The 22,805-nt window shown below is 62.4% G+C and carries 15 protein-coding genes and 1 pseudogene; 11 read left to right on the top strand and 5 right to left on the bottom strand.

Going from position 1 to position 22,805, the window contains the following annotated elements:
• The first annotated feature begins 78 nt into the window (after window positions 1–78).
• The 5 genes from rimP (at window position 79) to truB (ending at window position 6,678) form a co-directional block, all read left to right on the top strand.
• Entirely contained in the window at window positions 79–537 is a 459-nt protein-coding gene (gene rimP / locus ACQKRQ_RS16615; protein ID WP_007182297.1) for a ribosome maturation factor RimP, read from the top strand.
• A complete protein-coding gene (gene nusA / locus ACQKRQ_RS16610) occupies window positions 534–2,009 on the top strand; it encodes a transcription termination factor NusA (protein WP_091794906.1) in 1,476 nt (491 codons plus the stop codon). The genes rimP and nusA overlap by 4 nt, the downstream gene beginning before the upstream one ends.
• Before the next feature lie 93 nt (window positions 2,010–2,102).
• Window positions 2,103–5,069: a translation initiation factor IF-2 gene (gene infB / locus ACQKRQ_RS16605; RefSeq protein ID WP_132374952.1), complete on the top strand. Its 2,967-nt coding sequence runs from the start codon at window positions 2,103–2,105 to the stop codon at window positions 5,067–5,069.
• A gap of 214 nt (window positions 5,070–5,283) precedes the next feature.
• Window positions 5,284–5,649, top strand: coding sequence for a 30S ribosome-binding factor RbfA (gene rbfA / locus ACQKRQ_RS16600; protein ID WP_042324072.1), 366 nt, complete (start codon window positions 5,284–5,286; stop codon window positions 5,647–5,649).
• Between the two features lie 93 nt (window positions 5,650–5,742).
• Window positions 5,743–6,678, top strand: a complete 936-nt coding sequence (gene truB / locus ACQKRQ_RS16595; RefSeq protein WP_427478196.1) for a tRNA pseudouridine(55) synthase TruB — start codon at window positions 5,743–5,745, stop codon at window positions 6,676–6,678.
• Window positions 6,679–6,792: 114 nt separating this feature from the next.
• Here the strand turns inward: truB and ACQKRQ_RS16590 are convergent.
• The 4 genes and pseudogenes from ACQKRQ_RS16590 to ACQKRQ_RS16575 form a co-directional block, all read right to left on the bottom strand.
• Window positions 6,793–8,385, bottom strand: a pseudogene (locus ACQKRQ_RS16590) (DHA2 family efflux MFS transporter permease subunit); the annotation flags it as partial.
• A 1-nt stretch (window position 8,386) separates the two neighbouring features.
• The gene (locus tag ACQKRQ_RS16585; protein WP_427478194.1) at window positions 8,387–9,658 is read right to left on the bottom strand and encodes an EmrA/EmrK family multidrug efflux transporter periplasmic adaptor subunit; all 1,272 of its coding nucleotides are present in this window, start codon (window positions 9,656–9,658) and stop codon (window positions 8,387–8,389) included.
• Between the two features lie 81 nt (window positions 9,659–9,739).
• A complete protein-coding gene (locus tag ACQKRQ_RS16580) occupies window positions 9,740–11,248 on the bottom strand; it encodes an efflux transporter outer membrane subunit (RefSeq protein WP_132374948.1) in 1,509 nt (502 codons plus the stop codon).
• A 49-nt stretch (window positions 11,249–11,297) separates the two neighbouring features.
• Window positions 11,298–11,813 carry a MarR family winged helix-turn-helix transcriptional regulator gene (locus tag ACQKRQ_RS16575; RefSeq protein WP_427478192.1) on the bottom strand — a complete coding sequence of 172 codons (516 nt, stop codon included), beginning with the start codon at window positions 11,811–11,813 and terminating at the stop codon, window positions 11,298–11,300.
• A gap of 318 nt (window positions 11,814–12,131) precedes the next feature.
• Here ACQKRQ_RS16575 and typA point away from each other — a divergent pair, with 318 nt between their 5' ends.
• From typA to ACQKRQ_RS16545, 6 genes are all read left to right on the top strand, one after another.
• A complete protein-coding gene (gene typA, locus ACQKRQ_RS16570; protein WP_132374946.1) occupies window positions 12,132–13,958 on the top strand; it encodes a translational GTPase TypA in 1,827 nt (608 codons plus the stop codon).
• A 375-nt stretch (window positions 13,959–14,333) separates the two neighbouring features.
• Window positions 14,334–17,195 carry a 2-oxoglutarate dehydrogenase E1 component gene (locus ACQKRQ_RS16565; protein ID WP_132374945.1) on the top strand — a complete coding sequence of 954 codons (2,862 nt, stop codon included), beginning with the start codon at window positions 14,334–14,336 and terminating at the stop codon, window positions 17,193–17,195.
• 140 nt (window positions 17,196–17,335) lie between these two features.
• On the top strand, window positions 17,336–18,622 hold the full coding sequence (gene odhB / locus ACQKRQ_RS16560; protein ID WP_132374944.1) for a 2-oxoglutarate dehydrogenase complex dihydrolipoyllysine-residue succinyltransferase: 1,287 nt from the start codon (window positions 17,336–17,338) through the stop codon (window positions 18,620–18,622).
• A gap of 161 nt (window positions 18,623–18,783) precedes the next feature.
• Window positions 18,784–20,214, top strand: coding sequence for a dihydrolipoyl dehydrogenase (gene lpdA / locus ACQKRQ_RS16555; RefSeq protein WP_132374943.1), 1,431 nt, complete (start codon window positions 18,784–18,786; stop codon window positions 20,212–20,214).
• Between the two features lie 89 nt (window positions 20,215–20,303).
• Window positions 20,304–21,401, top strand: a complete 1,098-nt coding sequence (gene zapE, locus ACQKRQ_RS16550; RefSeq protein ID WP_132374942.1) for a cell division protein ZapE — start codon at window positions 20,304–20,306, stop codon at window positions 21,399–21,401.
• Window positions 21,402–21,561: 160 nt separating this feature from the next.
• Window positions 21,562–22,011, top strand: a complete 450-nt coding sequence (locus ACQKRQ_RS16545; protein WP_427478188.1) for a transposase — start codon at window positions 21,562–21,564, stop codon at window positions 22,009–22,011.
• Window positions 22,012–22,123: 112 nt separating this feature from the next.
• Here ACQKRQ_RS16545 and ACQKRQ_RS16540 read toward each other — a convergent pair whose 3' ends face one another.
• The gene (locus ACQKRQ_RS16540) at window positions 22,124–22,609 is read right to left on the bottom strand and encodes a DUF2147 domain-containing protein (RefSeq protein ID WP_132374940.1); all 486 of its coding nucleotides are present in this window, start codon (window positions 22,607–22,609) and stop codon (window positions 22,124–22,126) included.
• Between the last annotated feature and the right edge of the window lie 196 nt (window positions 22,610–22,805).

The raw sequence follows: 22,805 nt of genomic DNA, 5'->3' as shown, positions 1-22,805 counted from the left end.
CCGGCTTGGCGCGCGGCCCGCATTGGTTGTTTGCAAAACAAGCGGCAGGCTCGCTGCGCGAACATCTAAGAGGGCACTGTGCAACTGACGGAACTGATTGAAACCACGGTCGTGGGACTCGGCTACGAGCTCGTCGATCTCGAGCGCACCGGGCGCGGCATGTTGTGTATCTATATCGACCAGCCGGCCGGCATCGCGATCGAAGACTGCGAGAAAGTCACGCGTCAGCTCCAGCACGTTTTGACGGTCGAAAACATCGATTACGAGCGGCTTGAAGTATCGTCGCCGGGGCTCGACCGCCCGCTGAAAAAATTGGCGGATTTCGAACGCTTCGCAGGCAGCGAAGTGGTAATCACATTGAAAAAGCCATTGGACGGACGGAAATCGTACCGGGGCATCCTGCATGCTCCGCAAGGCGAGACGATCGGTCTGGAATTTGAAGGGAAGGAAGGCGCCGCGATGCTCGATTTCACGCTCGCGGACATGGACAAAGCACGCCTCGTTCCGAAAGTTGACTTTAGGAGCCGCAAACAATGAGTCGCGAAGTGTTGATGCTGGTGGATGCGCTGGCACGCGAGAAGAATGTCGACAAAGACGTGGTATTTGCCGCGCTCGAAGCGGCTCTCGCTTCGGCCTCCAAGAAACTCTTCGAAGAAGATGCGGATATCCGCGTCCATATCGACCGTGAAAGCGGCGAGCACGAAACGTTTCGCCGCTGGAAAGTGGTGCCGGACGAAGCCGGTTTGCAGGAACCGGATCAGGAAATCCTGCTGTTCGAAGCACGCGAGCAGAAGCCCGAGATCCAACTCGACGAGTTCATCGAGGAACCGGTGCCGTCGATCGAATTCGGCCGTATCGGCGCGCAGGCCGCCAAGCAGGTGATCCTGCAGAAGGTGCGCGACGCTGAACGCGAGCAGATCCTGAACGACTTCCTCGAGCGCGGCGAGCACATCATGACCGGCTCGGTGAAGCGTCTCGACAAGGGCAACTTCATCGTCGAAACCGGCCGTGTCGAAGCGCTGCTGCGCCGCGACCAGCTGATTCCGAAGGAAAACCTGCGCGTGGGCGACCGCGTGCGCGCCTACATCGCGAAGGTCGATCGCACCGCGCGCGGTCCGCAGATCGAACTGTCGCGTACGGCGCCCGAATTCCTGATGAAGCTGTTCGAGATGGAAGTGCCGGAAATCGAGCAAGGCCTGCTGGAAATCAAGGCGGCCGCGCGCGATCCAGGCGTGCGCGCCAAGATCGGCGTGGTCGCGTACGACAAGCGCATCGATCCGATCGGCACGTGTGTCGGCATTCGCGGTTCGCGCGTGCAGGCGGTGCGTAACGAGCTCGGTGGCGAAAACGTCGACATCGTGCTATGGTCGGAAGATCCCGCACAGTTTGTGATCGGCGCGCTCGCGCCGGCAGCCGTCCAGTCGATCGTCGTCGATGAAGAAAAACATTCGATGGACGTCGTCGTCGACGAAAACGAACTGGCGGTCGCGATCGGCCGCAGCGGCCAGAACGTGCGTCTCGCCAGCGAACTCACCGGCTGGCAGATCAACATCATGACGCCGGACGAATCTGCGCAAAAGCAGAATCAGGAACGCGGTGTACTGCGTGACCTGTTCATGGCGCGTCTCGATGTCGACGAAGAAGTCGCCGACATCCTGATCGACGAAGGCTTTACGAGCCTCGAAGAGATCGCTTATGTGCCGCTCAACGAAATGCTCGAGATCGAGGCATTCGACGAAGACACCGTTCACGAACTGCGTAATCGCTCGCGCGACGCGCTGTTGACGCTGGCGATCGCGAATGAAGAAAAGGTCGAAAACGTAGCGCTCGACCTGAAGAGCCTGGACGGCATGGACGCCGACCTGCTCGCCAAGCTGGCCGAACATCAGATCCAGACGCGCGACGAACTCGCCGAGCTGGCTGTGGATGAACTGGTCGAGATGACCGGAATGGAAGAGGATGCCGCTAAGGCGTTGATCATGAAAGCACGTGAACACTGGTTCCAGTGAGAAATGACCATGGCGCACTAAATTGAAGCGGCCGTCAGGCCGCATGACCCGATGCTAACCGCAAGGAATCGGTCCTTGCATTAAGAGGAATGAATGGCGAGTAACAACGTAGCCCAATTTGCCGCGGAACTGAAAATGCCTGCAGGCGTGCTGCTTGAGCAGCTGCAGGCGGCGGGCGTCACAAAAGCGAGCGAAGACGATAGCTTGTCCGAAACGGACAAGGCGCGTCTGCTCGACCACTTGCGCAAGTCTCACGGCTCGACTGATGCTGACAAGCGCAAGATCACGCTGACGAAACGGCATACGTCGGAAATCAAGCAATCCGATGCGACGGGCAAAGCTCGCACCATTCAGGTCGAGGTGCGTAAGAAGCGCACTTTCGTCCGCCGCGACGAAACCTCCGCTGAAAACGGGGATGCATCGAATCATGTGGCCGAGGCCGACGTCGACGATCTCGAACTCCAGCGTCGTGAAGAGGAAGCTCGTCACGAAGCCGAGCTGCTCGAAAAGCAGGCTCAGGAGTTGAAGGCGCGTCAGGAACAACTCGAGCGCGAAGAAGCTGAACGTCAGGCGCGCGAGCAGGCTGCTGAAGCCGAGCGTCGCCGCGCGGAAGAAGAAGCGGCGAAGAAGCGCGCAGCGGCTGCGGCCGAGGCGGCAGCTCGCGAGCAGGCGCAGACCGCCAAGCCGGCGCAAGCCGCGCAGCCGGCGGTCGCGAAGGCTGAGCCGGTGGCTGCCAAGGCAGCGGAGCCGGCGGTCGCCAAGCAAAGCGAGCAGGACGACGAGCGCGCCGCCGCAGAACGCGCCGCGCAACGCGAAGCCGCGAAGAAGGCAGAAGACGCAGCGCGTCAGGCTGCCGAGAAAGCGCGTGCCGAGCAGGAAGAAATCGCCAAGCGCCGTGCGGCGGCTGAAGCCGAAGCGCGCGCGATTCGCGAAATGATGAACACGCCGCGCAAAGCACAGGTCAAGGCGCCGGAACCGGCACCGAAGCCCGCTGAGCCGGCCAAGGCCGTGGAAGCCAAGGGCACGCTGCACAAGCCGGCGCGTCCGGCGGGTGAAGCACCGGCGCGTCCGGCAGCCAAGAAGCCGGCTGCTGCGGCTCCGGCTGCCACGACCACGCCTTCCGCCGGCGACAAGAAGAAGCCGGGCGGCGGCAAGGGCGGCTGGCAAGACGACGCAGCGAAGCGCCGCGGCATCAAGACGCGCGGTGACACGAGCGGCGGTGTCGATCGCGGCTGGCGCGGTGGCCCGAAGGGTCGCGGCAAGCATCAGGATCAGAACACCACGTTCCAGGCGCCGACCGAACCGATCGTGCGCGAAGTGCACGTGCCGGAAACCATCACGGTCGCCGATCTGGCACACAAGATGGCGGTGAAGGCGTCGGAAGTCATCAAGTCGATGATGAAGCTCGGCCAGATGGTCACGATCAACCAGATGCTGGACCAGGAAACGGCGATGATCATCGTCGAGGAACTGGGCCACCACGCGGTGGCGGCCAAGCTGGACGATCCGGAAGCGATGCTGGTCGAAGGCGAAGTGTCCGATGCGGAAGCACTGCCGCGTCCGCCGGTCGTCACGGTCATGGGTCACGTCGACCACGGCAAGACGTCGCTGCTCGACTACATCCGCCGCGCCAAGGTCGCAGCGGGCGAAGCGGGCGGGATTACGCAGCACATCGGCGCTTACCACGTCGAAACGCCGCGTGGCGTCATCACGTTCCTCGACACGCCGGGTCACGAAGCCTTTACGGCCATGCGTGCCCGCGGTGCGAAGGCAACCGACATCGTGATTCTGGTAGTCGCAGCCGACGACGGCGTGATGCCGCAAACGAAGGAAGCGATCGCCCACGCGAAGGCCGGCGGCGTGCCGCTCGTCGTTGCGATCAACAAGATCGACAAGCCGGATGCCAATCCGGAGCGCGTGAAGCAGGAACTCGTCGCGGAAGGCGTCGTGCCGGAAGAATACGGTGGCGATTCGCCGTTCGTGTCGGTGTCGGCTAAAACCGGCGCGGGCATCGACGACTTGCTGGAAAACGTGTTGCTGCAAGCCGAAGTGCTGGAACTGAAGGCACCGGTCGAAGCGCCGGCCAAGGGTCTCGTCATTGAAGCGAAGCTCGATAAGGGTAAGGGTCCGGTCGCAACGATCCTGGTCCAGTCGGGTACGCTGAACCGCGGCGACGTGGTGCTGGCAGGTAGCGCTTACGGTCGCGTGCGAGCCATGCTCGACGAAACCGGTAAGCCGACCAAGTCGGCAGGCCCGTCGATCCCGGTTGAGATTCAAGGTCTCTCGGAAGTGCCGCAAGCGGGCGAAGAAGTCATCGTCATGCCGGACGACCGCAAGGCGCGTGAAGTCGCATTGTTCCGTCAAGGCAAGTTCCGCGACGTCAAGCTGGCCAAGCAACAGGCCGCGAAGCTCGAGAACATGCTGGAACAGATGGGCGAAGGCGAAGTGGCGTACATGCCGCTCATCGTCAAGGCCGACGTGCAAGGTTCGCAGGAAGCGTTGGTGCAGTCGCTGCTCAAGCTGTCGACCGACGAAGTCCGCGTGCAGATCGTGCACGGCGCCGTGGGTGGCATCAGCGAGTCGGACGTCAACCTGGCTACGGCTTCGAAGGCGGTCATCATCGGCTTCAACACCCGTGCGGATGCCCAGGCGCGCAAGCTGGCGGAAACCAACGGCGTCGATATTCGCTACTACAACATCATCTATGACGCAGTGGATGACGTGAAGGCTGCGATGTCGGGCATGCTGGCACCGGAGAAGCGCGAAGTCGTGACGGGTACGGTCGAAGTGCGTCAGGTCTTCAAGGTACCGAAGATCGGCGCGGTGGCCGGCTGTATGGTCACGGACGGTTTCGTCAAGCGCTCGTCGTCGGTGCGCGTGCTGCGCAACAACGTCGTCATCTTCACGGGCGAGCTCGATTCGCTCAAGCGCTTCAAGGACGACGTCAAGGAAGTCCGTCAGGGCTTCGAGTGCGGTATGTCGATCAAGAACTTCAACGACATCGTCGAAGGCGATCAGTTCGAAGTCTTCGAGGTCACCGAAGTCGCGCGTTCGCTGTAATTCACGCGGCACGGCTCAAGGGGCGGAGCGGGCTTTAACGCCCGCTCCGCCCGTTGTTTTTGGGGCCACGCGTTTGTCCGTGTCCGTCGCGCACCGCGTCCGCGGTCGAGTTTCTCCTGTTCTGGGCCGCCTGAATGCCGCCTCGACAAAAAAGCCCGCAGCGCGGCGGCGCGAACCACTTTTCTGCATCCGTTAGAACGGATCACATAACACCATGCCTAAAAAACGTTCTTCTCCCAATCGCAATGTGCAGATCGCCGATCAGATCCAGCGCGATTTGTCCGAGCTGCTGCGCGAGGTCAAGGATCCGCGCATTGGCATCGTCACGATTCAAAGCGTCGAGCTGACGCCGGACTATGCACACGCCAAGGTCTATTTCACGACACTCACCGGCGATCCGCAACAGACGCTCGAAGCGCTCACGCACGCGGCCGGCCATCTGCACAATCAGCTTTTCAAGCGCCTGCACATTCACACCGTGCCTACGCTGCATTTCCATTACGACAAGACGATCGAGCGCGCCGTCGAGATGTCGCGTCTGATCGACGAAGCCAACGCCAATCGCGCGAAAGAAGACTGAGCCCGCTGTTCGCCGCGCGCTCGCTGCCATGCCTGAGTTGCCACGCGCTCAGTGCTGTTTTCCGTATCCATCGAAGACTTTCGTCTTTCTGACATGACCGCACCTCAACGCCCCCGCGTGCCGCGTCGCGCGCTCGACGGCGTGCTGCTGCTCGACAAGCCGCTCGGCCTGTCGAGCAACGACGCGCTGATTCGCGCGAAGCGTCTCTATCTGGCGAAAAAGGCGGGCCACACCGGCACGCTCGATCCACTGGCAACCGGCTTGCTGCCACTCTGTTTCGGCGAAGCCACCAAGTTTTCGCAAGACCTGCTCGAAGCTGACAAGACATACGAGGCCACCATGCGCCTCGGCATTCGCACGACCACCGGCGACGCCGAAGGCGAAGCGATCGACACGCGCGAGGTGACGTGCGACGAGGCGGCGGTCCAGGCGGTTCTGCCGGCATTCCTCGGCGAGATCACGCAGGTTCCGCCGATGTATTCGGCGCTCAAACGTGACGGCAAGCCGCTGTACGAATACGCGCGCGCCGGTCAGACGGTGGAGCGGGAAGGGCGTCAGGTGACGATCCTCAAGCTCGAGATGCTCGCCTGCGCGTTGCCGGACGTGACGTTTCGCGTGACGTGCAGCAAGGGCACGTATGTGCGCACGCTGGCCGAGGATATCGGCGAAGCGTTGGGTTGCGGCGCGCATCTGGTGGCGCTGCGGCGCACCGGCGTCGGCGCGCTGACGCTCGACAATTCGGTGACGCTCGACGCGTTGTCCGACGCGACTGAAGGCGAACGCGATGCGTGGCTGCAGCCGGTGGACGCATTGCTGTCGACGTTCCCGCTCGTGCAGTTGAACGAAGACGCGACGCGCCGCTTTCTTCATGGTCAGCGATTGAAGCTGTCCGAGTTGACGATCACGGACGAAGCCGTGAATGCGCCGCGCGTCCGGGTGTACGCACCGGAGGGGCGTCTGCTTGGCGTCGCGAAGCAAGGTGAGGGCGTGCTGGCGCCGGAACGGCTGGTTGTCACGACGGCGAGCTGAAAGCCGCACAGACGGCGGAGCGCGACAAAGGCGCTGCAAAGAAAAGGCGGGACCGCTACCAAGCGGTCCCGCCTTTTTTCATATCGTCTGCCGGATCGGAGCAGCGCCGAAAACTCAGTGCGCCGCAGCCGCCGCCGCACCCGCATCACCGCCTGCGCGTTCCGGCTTGGTGATCCAGATCAGCGCGATCAGCGCGATAAAAATGCCGGCGGACACGAAGAACAGATCATTCACACCGAGTTGCGCGGCCTGCTGCGTCGCCATCGTGTTGAACAGGCCATACGCCTGCGGTTGACTGAAGCCCGCCGCGCCCATCTGCCGGATCGACTGGTCGAATACCGGGTTGTACGCGTTAGCCTGTTCGGCCAGTTGCGCGTGGTGCATGATCGTGCGGTGATCCCACGCGGTCTGGAAGATCGACGTGCCGATGCCGCCGCACATGATCCGCACGAAATTCGACAGGCCCGACGCCGCTGGAATCCGGTTGCCCGGCAGCCCCGACAAGGTGATCGACACCAGCGGGATGAAGAACCCGGCCATGCCGATCCCTTGAATCAAGGTGGGCACCAGCAGCGAGTAGGTATCGACGCCGGTCGTATAACGCGAGCGCATCCAGAAGCACAGTGCGAACACGAGAAACGACAGGGTCGCGATATAGCGCGGATCGGTACGCGGTAAAACCTTGCCGGTGATCGGCGACAGCAGCACGGCGAACAGGCCGACCGGCGCCATCACGAGGCCGGCTTCGGTCGCGGTGTAGCCGATATCGGTTTGCAGCCACAGCGGCAGCAACACCAGATTACCGAAGTAGAGTCCGTAACCGATCGACAGCGCGACCGTACCGCCCGTGAAATTACGCCGGCTGAACAGCGACAAATCGACCACCGGATGCTCGGCCGTCAATTCCCACACGATAAAGAACGCGAGCGCAATCACCGCGACGAGCGCCAGCACGACGACGGTCGTCGACGAAAACCAGTCGAGATCCTTGCCCTTGTCGAGCATGACTTGCAGCGAGCCGACCCAGACGATCAGCAAACCGAGACCGACGCCGTCGATCGGTGCTTTTCTGATGACGGAATCGCGATTGCGGAAGATCATCCACGTCGCCACGGCGGCAATCGCGCCGACCGGAATGTTGACGTAGAAAATCCACGGCCACGAGATGTTGTCCGAGATCCAGCCGCCGAGAATCGGGCCGGCCACCGGCGCGATCAGCGTGGTCATCGCCCACATGGATAGCGCCATGGGCGCCTTGGCGCGGGGATAGCTCGCGAGCAGCAGCGTTTGCGACAGCGGAATCATCGGGCCGGCCACCGCGCCTTGCAACACGCGCGAAGCGAGCAGGAACGGCAGCGTCGGCGCGAGGCCGCACATCCACGACGAGATCACGAACAGAATGATCGACGCCATGAAAAGGCGTACCTGGCCGATGCGCTCGGTCAGCCAGCCGGTGAGCGGCACGGAGATCGCGTTGGCGACCGCGAACGAGGTGATCACCCACGTGCCCTGGTCGGACGACACGCCGAGGTCGCCCGAAATCGACGGAATCGACACGTTGGCGATCGACGTGTCGAGCACGTTCATGAAAACGGCGAGCGACACCGCGATGGTGCCGATCACCAGTTGCGCGCCCTCGAGCGGCGGATGAGGGACTTGCGCCTGAGCCTGAGCCATTAAAGAAGCCTTGTCTGAATCGTCGCGAGGCTTACATCAGCTTCGCTGCGACCGGCTTCGCGCCGCCGGCCTGGGCCGACTTTTGCGAGCCGCCGTTCGGACCTGCGTTTTCCGAAATGATGCGAGCGATTTCCGCGTCAGCCTGGTCGCCGTACTTCTCGAACACATTGGTCTGATAGACCGTGTTCGGCGCCTGGCCGAGCTGGCCGCCGTTGTCGTCCTTGATGCTGACGTCGGCTTGCATGGACAGGCCGATACGCAGCGGATGCTGTTCGAGTTCCTTCGGATCGAGCGCGATCCGCACCGGCAGACGCTGCACCACCTTGATCCAGTTGCCGGTCGCATTCTGCGCGGGCAGCAGCGAGAACGCCGAACCCGTGCCCGCCGAGAAACCCACCACCTTGCCGTGGTACACCACCGACGAGCCGTACACGTCGGCCGTCAGTTCGACCGGCTGGCCGATGCGCATGTGCTTGAGCTGCACTTCCTTGAAGTTCGCGTCGACCCACACGCCGCCGAGCGGCACGATCGCCATCAACGGGGTGCCCGGCGAGACGCGCTGGCCGACCTGCACCGAGCGCTTCGCGACGTAGCCGGTGACCGGCGCCGGCAGGTTGTTACGCGCGTTGTTCAGGTACGCGTCGCGGACCTTCGCGGCTGCGGCCTGCACGTTCGGGTGATTCGCGATCGTGGTGTTGGCGGTCAACGCGCGGTTCGACGCCAGTTGCTGCTGGGCGGCGTCGACGGCGGCTTGCGCGCTCTTCACGGCGTCGCGGGCGTGCGAGATTTCTTCCTGCGACACGGCGCCGGTTTGCGCGACCGTCATACGGCGCTTCAGGTCGTCCTGGGCGCGCGACAGATCGGACTGGCGCTGCGCCACTTGCGCCTGGTACTGGTTGTCGTCGGCGAACAGGCCGCGCACCTGGCGCACCGTCTGCGCGAGATTCGCTTCGGCCTGTTCGAGCGCGACGCGGGCGTCGGCCGGATCGAGCACGACGAGCGGGTCGCCGGCCTTCACCGTTTGCGTGTCGTCCGCGTTCACGGCGACGACCGTGCCGGTGACTTGCGGCGTGATCTGCACGACGTTGCCGTTCACATACGCGTCGTCGGTGTCTTCATGGAAGCGTGCGACGAGGAAGTAGTAAAGGCCGTAAGCGATCGCGGCGATCAGGATCACGATGACGAGCAGCGTCATCATGCGCTTGCGTTTGCTGTTGTTCGCCGGTGGTTGTGCCGGTTGCGTCGGCTGCGGGGCCGACTGAGTCGGCTGTGTAGTAGCCGCGGGCTGTTGGGTGGTGCTCATTGATGTGCTCCGGGTTCTTTCAGACGTCGTCGTTTATTCGGATGTTCGTGCGTGTGTTCGATCTGCCTGTGGCTTGAGCGCTCAGTTCGCAGCGGCGGTCGCGGCGGTGGCCGATGCCGGAGCATCGGTCGGCACCACGAGGCCAGTTTGCGTCGCGTCGAAACCGCCGCCGAGCGCCTTGATGAGGCCGATCTGCATGTCGCGGCGGCGCATCTTCAGGCTGGTCACCGTCTGTTCGGCGGCGAGGCGGTTCTGGTCGGCGGTCAGCACCTGCAACTGCGGCGACAAGCCGGCCTTGTAGCGGATCACAGCCAGCTGATACGCCTTGGTCGATGCGTCGAGCGCGCGTTGTGCGTCGCCTTGCTGCTGGTCGATCGAACGGATCGACGACACTTGCGTCGCGACGTCCGAGAGAGCGCTGATCAGCGTCTGGTTGTAGTTCGCCACGTCAAGATCGAAGTCGGCGTAGCGGCCCTTCAGTTGCGAGCGCAGCGCGCCGGCGTCGAAGATCGGCAGGTGGATGGCCGGGCCGAACTGGATCTGGCGGCTGCCCGCGGTGAGGAAGCGGCCCCAGCCGAACGCGTCGAAACCGAAGCCGGCCGCGAGATTCACGTCCGGGAAGAATTCGGCCTTCGCTTCCTTCACATCGTGCATCGCGGCTTCGACTTGCCAGCGCGCGGCGACGATATCCGCGCGGCGCGCGACGAGGTCCGCCGGCAGGTTGTTCGGCAGCGCCACGATGTCGCCCTTGTTCAGCGCGGGCTGGGCGATTTGCAGGCCGCGATCCGGACCCTTGCCGAGCAGCGCGCCCAGCTGGTAGCGCACGACGGTGATCTGGCCGTCGAGGTCGGTCAAATTGGACTGGCTGGTCGCGATGTTGCCGTTCGCGGTTTGCCGCTCGACATTGGTGTCGAGGCCGGCCGTCACGCGGCCGTTGGTAATGCGGCCGATATCCTGGCGATTGGCGATTTCGCGCGCGGCGATGTCGCGGAACGCGTACAGCTGGGCGAGCTGGTTATACGTGCTGGCCACCGACGCCGCGAGCGTCACGCGTGCCTGTTGCATGTCGGCCTCAGCGGCCTTTTCCTGCGATACGGCCTGGCCCAGACGCTGACGATTCTTACCCCATAGGTCCAGATCCCAGGACGCGCTCGCAAGCACGTTGTTCTCGTTGTACCAGGTGCCGCCGAAGGGCGGCGGGTAGATCGAGTTTTCCGAGAATATTTCGCGGGTCCACGAATAGCTGCCGTTGACCTTCGGGTACAGCGCCGAGCGCGAACTCTCGATATACGACGAGGCCTTGGCGAGACGCGCCTGCGCCTGCGCGATCGACGGGCTGCCTTCCAGCGCTTCGGCGATCAGCTTGGGCAGTTGCGGGTCGCCGAACTGATTGGCCCAGTCGAGCGAGGGCCACTGGCCGCCCTGGCCGGCGAGGCTCTGGGCGGACTCGTACTGAGCGGGCGACGACATCTGCTTGTCGCTTTTCATACCGAAGTAGTTCGCGCACCCCGTGAGGGCGAGCGCTGTCACCGCGGCGGCGACAGCGGCCCGGCTCGAAAGTGCGGGCGCGGACAGGGAAAGGGATTTCATCGCTCGACTCTTTGAGTGGAATGTAATGATGGACACTGCAAGCAATTTCTTACGATTTGCTGTCAAGATTGCTTGCTGCATCACGGGTTAGTCCCGTTTGTTCGCCGGAATTGATGAGCACGCGACGCAGCATGCTCTTCAGAAAACCCACTTCTTCCGGGGTGAAGCCGCCCAGCAGACTGTCCAGCACGCCGGTGAAAATAGCCGGCATTTTGGCGGCGATGGCATGGCCTTCCGGCGTCAGCGCGAGGCGCACGACCCGGCGATCCTCGTTGCTGCGCACCCGTGTCAGCAGGCCGCGCTTTTCCAGCCGGTCGATCAGACGCGTGACGGCGCTCGCGTCGATGCCGTATTCACGGGCCAGTTCGGCCGCCAGCAGGCACTTGCCGCTGGCCACCATGAACAGGATGCTGCCTTGCTGGCTGGTAATGCCAAGTTCGGCCATGCTGCGCTGGGTGACCAGGTTCGACAGGGTCGATTTCACTCGCGAGATCAGATAGCCGACGCTTTCGCCTAGCTGATATTCGCTGAGGTCCGGCGTAGGGGTAGAGGACGGCTCCGTCATGATTCTCGTGCGAATGCAATGGTTGACTAGGCAGGATTATAGAGGGCGGTTGATTGACGCGGCAAGTGTTATTACAGCTTAGGCAAGGAACTTTCCCCCCTCAAGTCATAATCCGCGTGATTTTGCGTAGGGTTTCGCCCGCGTGTTTAGGTTTCGTTTCTGACGGTCCGCTGCGTGGACGACAGCGGGTCTATCAGGGAATACCAGAAAGCTTCATTTGCGCGTGCTACAATATTGGGTTCCCAAAAGTGCGCTTTGGGCTTTGTTGGCTTCGTACACAATGCTGCTGGTGGCGCACTCAACTGTCTCCAGGTTCCTATGACTCGCGCCCTACGCAACATCGCCATCATTGCTCACGTCGACCACGGCAAGACCACGCTCGTCGACCAGCTCCTCCGCCAGACCGCCACGTTCCGTGACAACCAGCAGATCGCTGAGCGCGTGATGGACTCGAACGACATCGAAAAAGAACGTGGCATCACGATTCTTTCGAAGAACTGCGCGGTCGAGTACGAAGGTACGCACATCAACATCGTCGACACGCCGGGCCACGCCGACTTCGGCGGTGAAGTGGAGCGCGTGCTGTCGATGGTCGACTCGGTGCTGCTGCTGGTCGACGCGGTCGAAGGCCCGATGCCGCAAACGCGCTTCGTGACCAAGAAGGCGCTGGCGCTCGGTCTGAAGCCGATCGTCGTGATCAACAAGGTGGACCGGCCGGGCGCGCGGATCGACTGGGTGATCAACCAGACGTTCGACCTGTTCGACAAGCTGGGCGCAACCGACGAGCAGCTCGACTTCCCGATCGTGTACGCATCGGGTCTGAATGGCTACGCCGGCTTGACGCCGGACGTGCGCGAAGGCGATATGCGTCCGCTGTTCGAAGCCGTGCTGGAACACGTGCCGGTTCGCCCGGCGGATCCGTCGGCTCCGCTGCAATTGCAGATCACGTCGCTGGACTACTCGTCGTATGTCGGCCGTATCGGCGTGGGCCGCATCACGCGCGGCACGATCAAGCCGGGCATGTCGGTGGCCGTGCGTTCGGGTCCCGATGGCGCGATTCTGAATCGCAAGATCAATCAGGTGCTGTCGTTCAAGGGCCTGGAGCGCGTGCAGGTCGACTCGGCTGAAGCCGGCGACATCGTGCTGATCAACGGCATCGAAGAAATCGGCATCGGCGTGACCATCTGCGCACCGGAACAGCCGGAAGCGCTGCCCATGATCACCGTCGACGAGCCGACGCTGACCATGAACTTCCTCGTCAATTCGTCGCCGCTGGCCGGCCGCGAAGGCAAGTTCGTCACGAGCCGTCAGATCCGTGACCGCCTGATGAAGGAGCTGAACCACAACGTCGCGCTGCGCGTGAAGGAAACCGGCGACGAAACCACGTTCGAAGTGGCGGGCCGCGGTGAACTGCACCTGACCATTCTCGTGGAAAACATGCGTCGCGAAGGCTACGAGCTGGCCGTGTCGCGTCCGCGCGTGGTGATGACGGAAGTCGACGGCGTGAAGCACGAGCCGTACGAAAACCTGACCGTCGACATGGAAGACAGCCACCAGGGCGGCGTGATGGAAGAGCTGGGCCGCCGCAAGGGCGAAATGCTCGACATGGCGTCGGACGGCCGCGGCCGTACGCGTCTCGAGTACCGTATCTCGGCGCGTGGCTTGATCGGCTTCCAGTCGGAATTCCTGACGCTCACGCGCGGCACGGGCCTGATGAGCCACACGTTCGACTCGTATCAACCGGTCCGCGAAGGCGCGGTCGGCGAGCGTCGCAACGGCGTGCTGATCTCGCAGGACGACGGCGCGGCAGTCGCATACGCACTGTGGAAGCTGCAGGATCGCGGCCGTATGTTCGTGTCGCCGGGCGAGCCGCTGTACGAAGGCATGATCATCGGCATTCACAGCCGTGACAACGACCTGGTCGTGAACCCGATCAAGGGCAAGCAGCTGACCAACGTGCGTTCGTCGGGTACGGACGAAGCGGTGCGCCTCGTGCCGCCGATCCAGATGTCGCTGGAATACGCGGTCGAATTCATCGACGACGACGAACTGGTCGAAGTCACGCCGCAATCGATCCGTCTGCGCAAGCGTTACCTGAAGGAACACGAGCGTCGCAGCGCGAGCCGCAAGGGCGCGGTGGACTAAGCGCGCGGGCATTGGCTCCGGCTGGTGCGGCGCCATAGCAGTCAAGCAAAAGCCACCTCTGGGTGGCTTTTGCCGTTTCTGGACTTCAGCGACTTTATGCGCCGTTGAACGTGCTTCGCCGCTCGTTTGTCCCTGTTTCCTGCAGAAGATTGTTGCGGACCGTGAAAGTGGCCCGAAAGCCCGTCGCGACGGGCTTGAGCGGCAATCCGTCTGCTATCTGCACTATCGGTTCTGTGATATGCTCCCCGGGTGCAAAGTTTTAGGTCCTTCCAAGCAAGACTTGATTCGCGCAATCCGCTAAACGGTCAGGCCGTGTCGCGGAAGGTTCTGTAACCCGCTATTTCTCGAGAAACTCGAAGAAAGGTGAGCGTAAAAATGATGAAGCAATTCCAGTCGAACTCTTATCTGTTCGGCGGCAATGCTCCGTACGTAGAAGAAATGTACGAAGCGTATCTCGATAATCCGGCGTCAGTGCCCGAGAACTGGCGCAGCTATTTCGACGCGTTGCAGAACGTCCCTGCATCGGATGGCAGCAATGCCAACGACGTGGCCCATGGCCCGATCGTCGAATCGTTTGCTCAACGGGCCAAGGCTAATGCCTTCATCCCGCGCACGGCAGCTGGCGGCGAAGATCTCGCTACCGCTCGCAAGCAAGTCTATGTGCAGTCCCTCATCGGCGCATATCGCTTCCTCGGCTCGCAATGGGCCAATCTCGATCCCCTGAAGCGCCGCGAACGTCCCGCGATCCCCGAACTCGAACCCGCGTTCTACGACTTCACCGAAGCCGACATGGACCAGGAGTTCAGCGCAACGAATCTGTATTTCGGATTCGAGCGCGCGTCGCTGCGTGAGATCGTCAAGGCGTTGCGCGACACGTACTGCGGCACCATCGGCGCCGAGTACATGTACATCAGCGATCCGGAACAGAAGCGCTGGTGGAAAGAGAAGCTCGAATCGATCCGTTCGACGCCGAACTTCTCGAACGAAAAGAAAAAGCACATCCTGAATCGCCTGACGGCCGCAGAAGGCCTCGAGCGCTTCCTGCACACCAAGTACGTCGGCCAGAAACGCTTCTCGCTCGAAGGCGGCGAAAGCTTCATCGCGTCGATGGACGAAGTCGTGCGTCACGGCGGCGCCAATGGCGTCCAGGAAATCGTCATCGGCATGGCTCACCGTGGCCGTCTGAACGTGCTGGTCAATACGCTCGGCAAGATGCCGGCTGACCTGTTCGCCGAATTCGAAGGCAAGCACCACGACGACCTGCCGGCCGGCGACGTGAAGTACCACAAGGGTTTCTCGTCGGACGTCTCGACCGAAGGCGGCCCGGTTCACCTGTCGCTCGCGTTCAACCCGTCGCACCTCGAAATCGTCAACCCGGTGGTCGAAGGTTCGGCGAAGGCCCGTATGGACCGTCGCGGCGACGACAGCGGCCTGCAAGTGCTGCCGGTGCAAATCCACGGCGACGCGGCCTTCGCGGGCCAGGGCGTCGTGATGGAAACGCTGAACCTCGCGCAAACACGCGGTTACGGCACGCACGGCACGCTGCACATCGTCATCAACAACCAGATCGGCTTCACGACGTCGGACCCGCGCGACTCGCGCTCCACGTTGTACTGCTCGGACGTCGTCAAGATGATCGAAGCGCCGGTGCTGCACGTGAACGGTGACGATCCTGAAGCGGTCGTGCTGGCTACGCAGTTGGCAATCGACTTCCGGATGCAGTTCCACAAGGACGTCGTCGTCGACATCGTCTGCTTCCGCAAGCTGGGCCACAACGAGCAGGACACGCCGGCCGTCACGCAGCCGCTGATGTACAAGACGATCGCCAAGCACCCGGGCACGCGCGCACTGTACGCTGAAAAGCTGGTGCAGCAAGGTGTGATCACCGCGGAAGAAGGCGACGAGTTCGTCAAGGCTTACCGCAAGGCGATGGACGAAGGCCATCACACGGTCGACCCGGTGCTCTCGAACTACAAGAGCAAGTACGCGGTGGATTGGGTGCCGTTCCTGAACCGCAAGTGGACCGACGCAGCCGACACGGCCGTGCCGCTCGCGGAACTGAAGCGCCTCGCGGAACGCATCACCACGGTTCCGGAAAACTTCAAGGTTCACCCGCTGGTCGAGCGCGTCATCAACGACCGTCGCGCAATGGGCCGTGGCGAAGCGAAGCTCGACTGGGGCATGGGCGAGCACCTCGCATTCGCGTCGCTGGTCGCATCGGGCTACGCAGTGCGCCTGACGGGTCAGGACTCGGGCCGCGGCACGTTCACGCACCGTCACGCGGTGCTGCACGATCAGAACCGCGAACGCTGGAACGACGGCACGTACGTGCCGCTGCAGAACATCGCCGAAGGTCAGGCGAAGTTCACGGTGATCGACTCGGTGTTGTCGGAAGAAGCGGTGCTCGGCTTCGAATACGGTTACTCGACGGCCGAGCCGAATACGTTCGTCGCATGGGAAGCGCAGTTCGGCGACTTCGTGAACGGCGCGCAAGTCGTGATCGACCAGTTCATCTCGTCGGGCGAAGTGAAGTGGGGCCGCGTATCGGGCCTGACGATGCTGCTGCCGCACGGCTACGAAGGCCAGGGTCCGGAACACTCGTCCACGCGTATCGAACGTTTCCTGCAACTGTGCGCAGACCACAACATGCAGGTCGTTCAACCGACCACGCCGGCGCAGATTTTCCACCTGTTGCGCCGTCAGATGATCCGCCTGTTCCGCAAGCCGCTGATCGTCGCGACGCCCAAGTCGCTGCTGCGCCACAAGGAAGCCGTGTCGGATCTGTCGGAACTGGCCAAGGGTGCGTTCCAGCCGATCCTCGGCGAAATCGACGAAGCCATCGAGGCGAAGAAGGTCAAGCGCGTGATCGCCTGCTCGGGTCGCGTCTACTACGACCTGCTCGCGCATCGCCGTGAATCGAAGTCGAACGACGTCGCGATCATCCGTATCGAACAGCTCTATCCGTTCGCGCATAAGCAGTTCGAAGCGGAGATGAAGAAGTACGACAACGCGACCGAAGTGGTCTGGGTGCAGGACGAGCCGCAGAATCAAGGCCCGTGGTTCTACATCGAGCACCACCTGAAGGAAGGCATGAAGGACGGTCAGAAGTTGGCATACAGCGGACGTCCGGCTTCGGCCTCGCCGGCAGTCGGCTACTACGCGAAGCACTACGAGCAGCAGAAGGCGCTGGTCGAAGGCGCTTTCGGCCGCCTCAAGAGCGCGTCGATCGCTAAATAATCACAAGAGCTGAACCGGGAAAGCGCAGGGCGCTTTCCCGTGCCGCATCTGAAAGATCAGTGCGGCAGTCAAGGTTCGCAGGCGGTCGAGGGATCCATAGATCGCGCGCCGTCACCCGATACGTATTCAGGATATTCATAATGGCTATTGTTGAAGTCAAGGTTCCCCAGCTCTCCGAGTCGGTCTCGGAAGCCACGATGCTCCAGTGGAAGAAGAAGCCGGGCGAAGCTGTTGCTCAAGACGAAATTCTCATCGAAATCGAGACCGACAAAGTCGTGCTCGAAGTGCCGGCACCCTCGGCCGGCGTGCTCGCGCAAGTCATCGCGAACGACGGCGACACCGTCACGGCTGATCAGGTGATCGCCAAGATCGACACCGAAGGCACGGCGGGCGCCGCTGCTGTCGAAGCCGAAGTGAAGCCCGCTCCGGAAGCCGCACCGGCACCCGCCGCTGCACCGGCTCCGGCGGCTCAAGCCGCATCCGCAACGGGTGCGAACACCGCTGCTTCGCCGGCTGCCGGCAAGCTGATGGCCGAGAAGGGTCTGGGCGCGGGCGACGTCGCCGGCACGGGCCGCGACGGCCGCATCACCAAGGGCGACGTGCTGACCGCCGGTGCTCCGGCTGCCAAGGCCGCACCGGCTCCGGCGCCGGCCGCCGCACCGAAGGCTGCCAAGCCGTCGCTGCCGGACGTCAAGGCGCCGGCTTCCGCTGACCAATGGCTGAAGGATCGTCCGGAACAACGCGTGCCGATGTCGCGTCTGCGTGCGCGTATCGCCGAGCGTCTGCTCGAGTCGCAGCAAACCAACGCCATCCTGACCACGTTCAACGAAGTGAACATGGCCCCGGTGATGGACCTGCGCAACAAGTACAAAGACCGCTTCGAGAAAGAACATGGCGTGAAGCTCGGCTTCATGTCGTTCTTCGTGAAGGCGGCGGTTCACGCGCTGAAGAAGTTCCCGCTCGTGAACGCGTCGATCGACGGTAACGACATCGTCTATCACGGCTACTTCGACATCGGTATCGCTGTCGGTTCGCCGCGCGGTCTGGTGGTGCCGATCCTGCGCAATGCGGATCAGCTGAGCCTCGCCGAAATCGAGAAGAAGATCGCCGAATTCGGCCAGAAGGCCAAGGACGGCAAGCTGTCGATCGACGAAATGACCGGCGGCACATTCTCGATCTCGAACGGTGGTGTGTTCGGTTCGATGCTGTCGACCCCGATCATCAACCCGCCGCAATCCGCGATTCTGGGCGTGCACGCCACGAAGGAACGCGCTGTGGTCGAAAACGGCCAGATCGTGATCCGCCCGATGAACTACCTGGCGCTGTCGTACGACCACCGCATCATCGACGGTCGCGAAGCGGTGCTGTCGCTGGTCGCCATGAAGGATGCGCTGGAAGACCCGGCGCGCCTGTTGCTCGACCTGTAAGCGCCGGTTCGGCCGGCGCCGGCTTGTCATTGTGCAAGCCGGCGCCATATAGGCCTTAAGCAAGCAACACGCAAGCAGTACGCCTCTAGCATTCCGCAGTACAGGAACGCCGCGCGCCACGAAGCGTGGCCGCGCGCCGTTCCGTTATCAAAAGGATTGTCATGTCCAAAGAATTTGACGTCGTCGTGATCGGCGCAGGCCCTGGCGGTTACATCGCCGCCATCCGCGCAGCGCAGCTCGGCAAGACCGTCGCATGTATCGAAAAATGGAAGAACCCGGCCGGCGCGCTGAAGCTCGGCGGCACGTGCCTGAACGTGGGTTGCATTCCGTCGAAGGCGCTGCTCGCGTCGTCGGAAGAATTTGAAAACGCGTCGCATCACCTCGCTGACCACGGCATCTCCGTGGAAAACGTGACGGTCGATATCGCGAAGATGATGGCCCGTAAAGAAGGCATCGTCGAAAAGATGACCAAGGGCATCGAATTCCTGTTCCGCAAGAACAAGATCACGTGGCTCAAGGGCCACGGCAAGTTCACCGGCAAGTCGGACGCCGGCGTGCAGATCGAAGTGAGCGGCGAAGGCGAAACGGAAACGGTCACGGCCAGGAACGTGATCATCGCCACGGGTTCGAAGGCACGCCATCTGCCGAATATCCCGGTCGACAACAAGATCGTCGCCGACAACGAAGGCGCGCTGAGCTTCGACACGGCACCGAAGAAGCTGGCTGTAATCGGCGCCGGCGTGATCGGTCTGGAACTGGGTTCGGTGTGGCGCCGTCTGGGCGCGGAAGTGACCGTGCTCGAAGCGCTGCCGGAATTCCTCGGCGCGGCTGACCAGGCGCTCGCTAAAGAAGCGGCCAAGCAGTTCAAGAAGCAGGGTCTGGACATCCAGGTCGGCGTGAAGGTCGGCGAAGTGACGACCACGGATAACAGCGTCACGATCAACTACACGGACAAGGACGGCAACGCGCAAAAGCTCGAAGCGGACCGCCTGATCGTGTCGATCGGCCGCGTGCCGAACACCGACAACCTCGGTCTCGAAGCGATCGGCCTGAAGGCCAACGAGCGCGGTTTTATCGACGTCGACGACCACTGCGCGACGGCTGTGCCGAACGTGTACGCGATCGGCGACGTGGTGCGTGGCCCAATGCTCGCGCACAAGGCTGAAGATGAAGGCGTGCTGGTCGCCGAAATCATCGACGGTCAGAAGCCGCATATCGACTACAACTGCGTGCCGTGGGTGATCTACACCGAACCGGAAATCGCGTGGGTCGGCAAGACCGAACAGCAGCTGAAGGCGGAAGGCCGCGAGATCAAGACGGGCCAGTTCCCGTTCATGGCGAACGGCCGCGCGCTCGGCATCAACAAGGCGGATGGTTTCGTCAAGATGATCGCCGACGCGAAGACCGACGAACTGCTCGGCGTGCACATCATCTCGGCCAACGCATCGGACCTGATCGCGGAAGCCGTGGTGGCGATGGAATTCAAGGCGGCGTCGGAAGACATCGGCCGCATTTGCCATCCGCACCCGTCGCTGTCGGAAGTCATGCGCGAGGCGGCACTGGCCGTCGATAAGCGCGCGCTGAACATGTAATCACGCGCACGCCTGACTGACAGTACTCCGGCATTACCACGAAGGCGGGCGGGTTCACTCCCTCCCGCCTTTCTATTTGCAGCAACACGATGAACGTCACCGAATACTACGAAAAAGAACTGCAGACGCGGGGCTACCAATCGGACCCGGCGCAACGCGCGGCGGTCGACCGTCTGCAGCGGTGCTATGAAGAGTGGACCGAGTACAAGTCGCGCCGCTCGAACGCGTTCAAGAAACTGCTGATTCACCCGGATCTGCCGCGCGGCGTGTACATGTGGGGCGGCGTAGGGCGGGGCAAGAGCTTCCTGATGGACAGCTTCTACATGATCGTGCCGTTGCACCGCAAAACGCGTCTGCATTTTCACGAATTCATGCGCGAAGTGCACCGTGAACTGGAAGATCTGAAGGGCCAGGCCGATCCGCTCGACGAACTCGCGCGCCGCATTGCAAAGCGCTACCGGCTGATCTGTTTCGATGAATTCCACGTGTCGGATATCGCCGACGCGATGATCCTGTACCGCCTGCTCGACAAGCTCTTCGAAAACGGCGTGCAGTTCGTGATGACCTCCAACTACGATCCGGACACGCTGTATCCGGACGGCCTGCATCGCGACCGGATGCTGCCGGCGATCGAACTCATCAAGGAAAAGCTCGACGTGATCAACGTCGATGCGGGCATCGACTACCGGCAACGTACGCTGGCGCAGGTCGAGGTGTATCACACGCCGCTCGGCGCCGCCGCCGACAAGGCGTTGCGCGACGCGTTCGCGCGTCTTGCCGCGGTGCCCGACGAAAGCCCGATCCTGCGTATCGAAAAGCGCGAACTGAAGGCGCTGCGCCGCGCCGACGGCGTCGTGTGGTTCGATTTCGCCACCCTGTGCGGCGGTCCGCGCTCGCAGAACGACTATCTTGAACTGGCGAGCCGCTTTCACGCGGTGATCCTCTCCGGCGTGCCGCAGATGTCCGTACGCATGGCTTCGGAGGCACGCCGCTTCACGTGGCTGATCGACGTGTTCTACGACCACAAGGTGAAGCTGCTGATGTCCGCCGCGGTGCCGCCCGAAGAACTGTATGTGGACGGTCCGATGGCCAACGAGTTCGCGCGCACGGTGTCGCGCATCGTCGAAATGCAGTCGAAGGAGTATCTCGATACACCGCGGCGGATTGTCGATACGTCGCTGACCTGAGGCGTCGCATGCCACGGCCGGCGGTGCTTTTACGATAGCTCGCACTCCGTCTGCCGATGACACGCCGTCGCTCGGCGTATTTTCAAGATTCGGATTGGTCTTATATTCCGTCCGCGGACGACTGGATATCTTTTGTCAAGGTTTTGACAAAGGAGAAACCATGAATCCCTATCGCGATATCAACGACGAAGAATGGCAACGTGTCGCACCGTTGCTTCCCGAACTGCGGCCGCGCTCCGAACTGCGTGGCCGGCCGCTCGCCAATACGCGCTCAGTGCTCAACGGCGTGCTGTGGGTCATGTATAGCGGCGCCACCTGGTCCGCCATGCCGCGCAAATACCCGTCCTACCAAACCTGCCATCGCCGCTTCAAGGCATGGTACGAATCCGGCGTGCTCAACCGTGTCATGGAACAACTGTTCGGCGCAGCGAGCGAAGAACTTTGCGGCCTGATGGAAGCGCGCATGCGTACCCACGTGAACGAGAAACCCAAGAGCGTCGAAGCCGGAAAGGCTCCGGTTGTCGCGCCCGCTGTCTACAGCCCGCCTTCGAGCCAACCGCTGCCGTCTTCGCCGTTCGCGTTCCATTCGCCCTTCAAACACGCTGCATGACCCATTCAACCCAGCGTCTTCAAACAAAAGAAACGGCCGAACGATTGCAATCGTCGGCCGTTTCTCATGGTTTTATACGGGCTCTGCAACGAGTACCTGAATTACCCGCGCATCATTGCTGACGAACCCACGTCTGCGAGCGGCCCAGCAGCGACACGCCGATATAGCCGCGCACCACCAGTTTGTTCCCACCGTCTTCCAGGTGCATCTTGCACTTGTAGAGTTTGCCGTTTTCCGGGTCGAGAATCTGCCCGTGATCCCAGGCGTCGCCATCCTTCTTCATATCGCTGATGATCGTCATGCCGAGAATCGGCTGATCCTTGCGCGCGTCGGTACAAGCTGTGCAGCGACGATCCGGCTGGTCGTTCGCGCCGAGCCCCTTGATCACCTTGCCGCTGAGCGCGCCGCTGCCGTCCTGTGCGATCTGCACGAGCGCCTTGGGCTGGCCGGTGTGATCGTCGATGGTTTGCCACGTGCCGACCGGGCTGTCGGCCTGCGCCATGGCCGTCACGGCACTGGCGAGCAATACGCCGGCGAGCGCGGCATGTTTGACTGTGCGAAGCGCGATTGCGCGTGCACGTTGGGTGAATTGCGTCATTGTCTTCCTCCTTGATTAAAGACGGCGCGATCATGGTCGCGCGGCGTCATTGGCATCTCGGGCGGGCTTCAAACGACGGCCACCGTGATGCCTGGCATGGTCCCTCAGGTTCGACTTCTGCTGCCTTCGTGTGCCGCCGGAAGCCTGCGAGTTGCGAGTTGCGAATTGCGGCTTGGGCGCCGCGAGCGACACATCG

The organism is Paraburkholderia sp. NPDC080076, assembly GCF_050281145.1.
Taxonomy (GTDB): domain Bacteria; phylum Pseudomonadota; class Gammaproteobacteria; order Burkholderiales; family Burkholderiaceae; genus Paraburkholderia.
The sequence above is the reverse complement of the archived record's forward strand: the minus strand, read 5'-3'. Positions and strand labels throughout refer to the sequence as shown.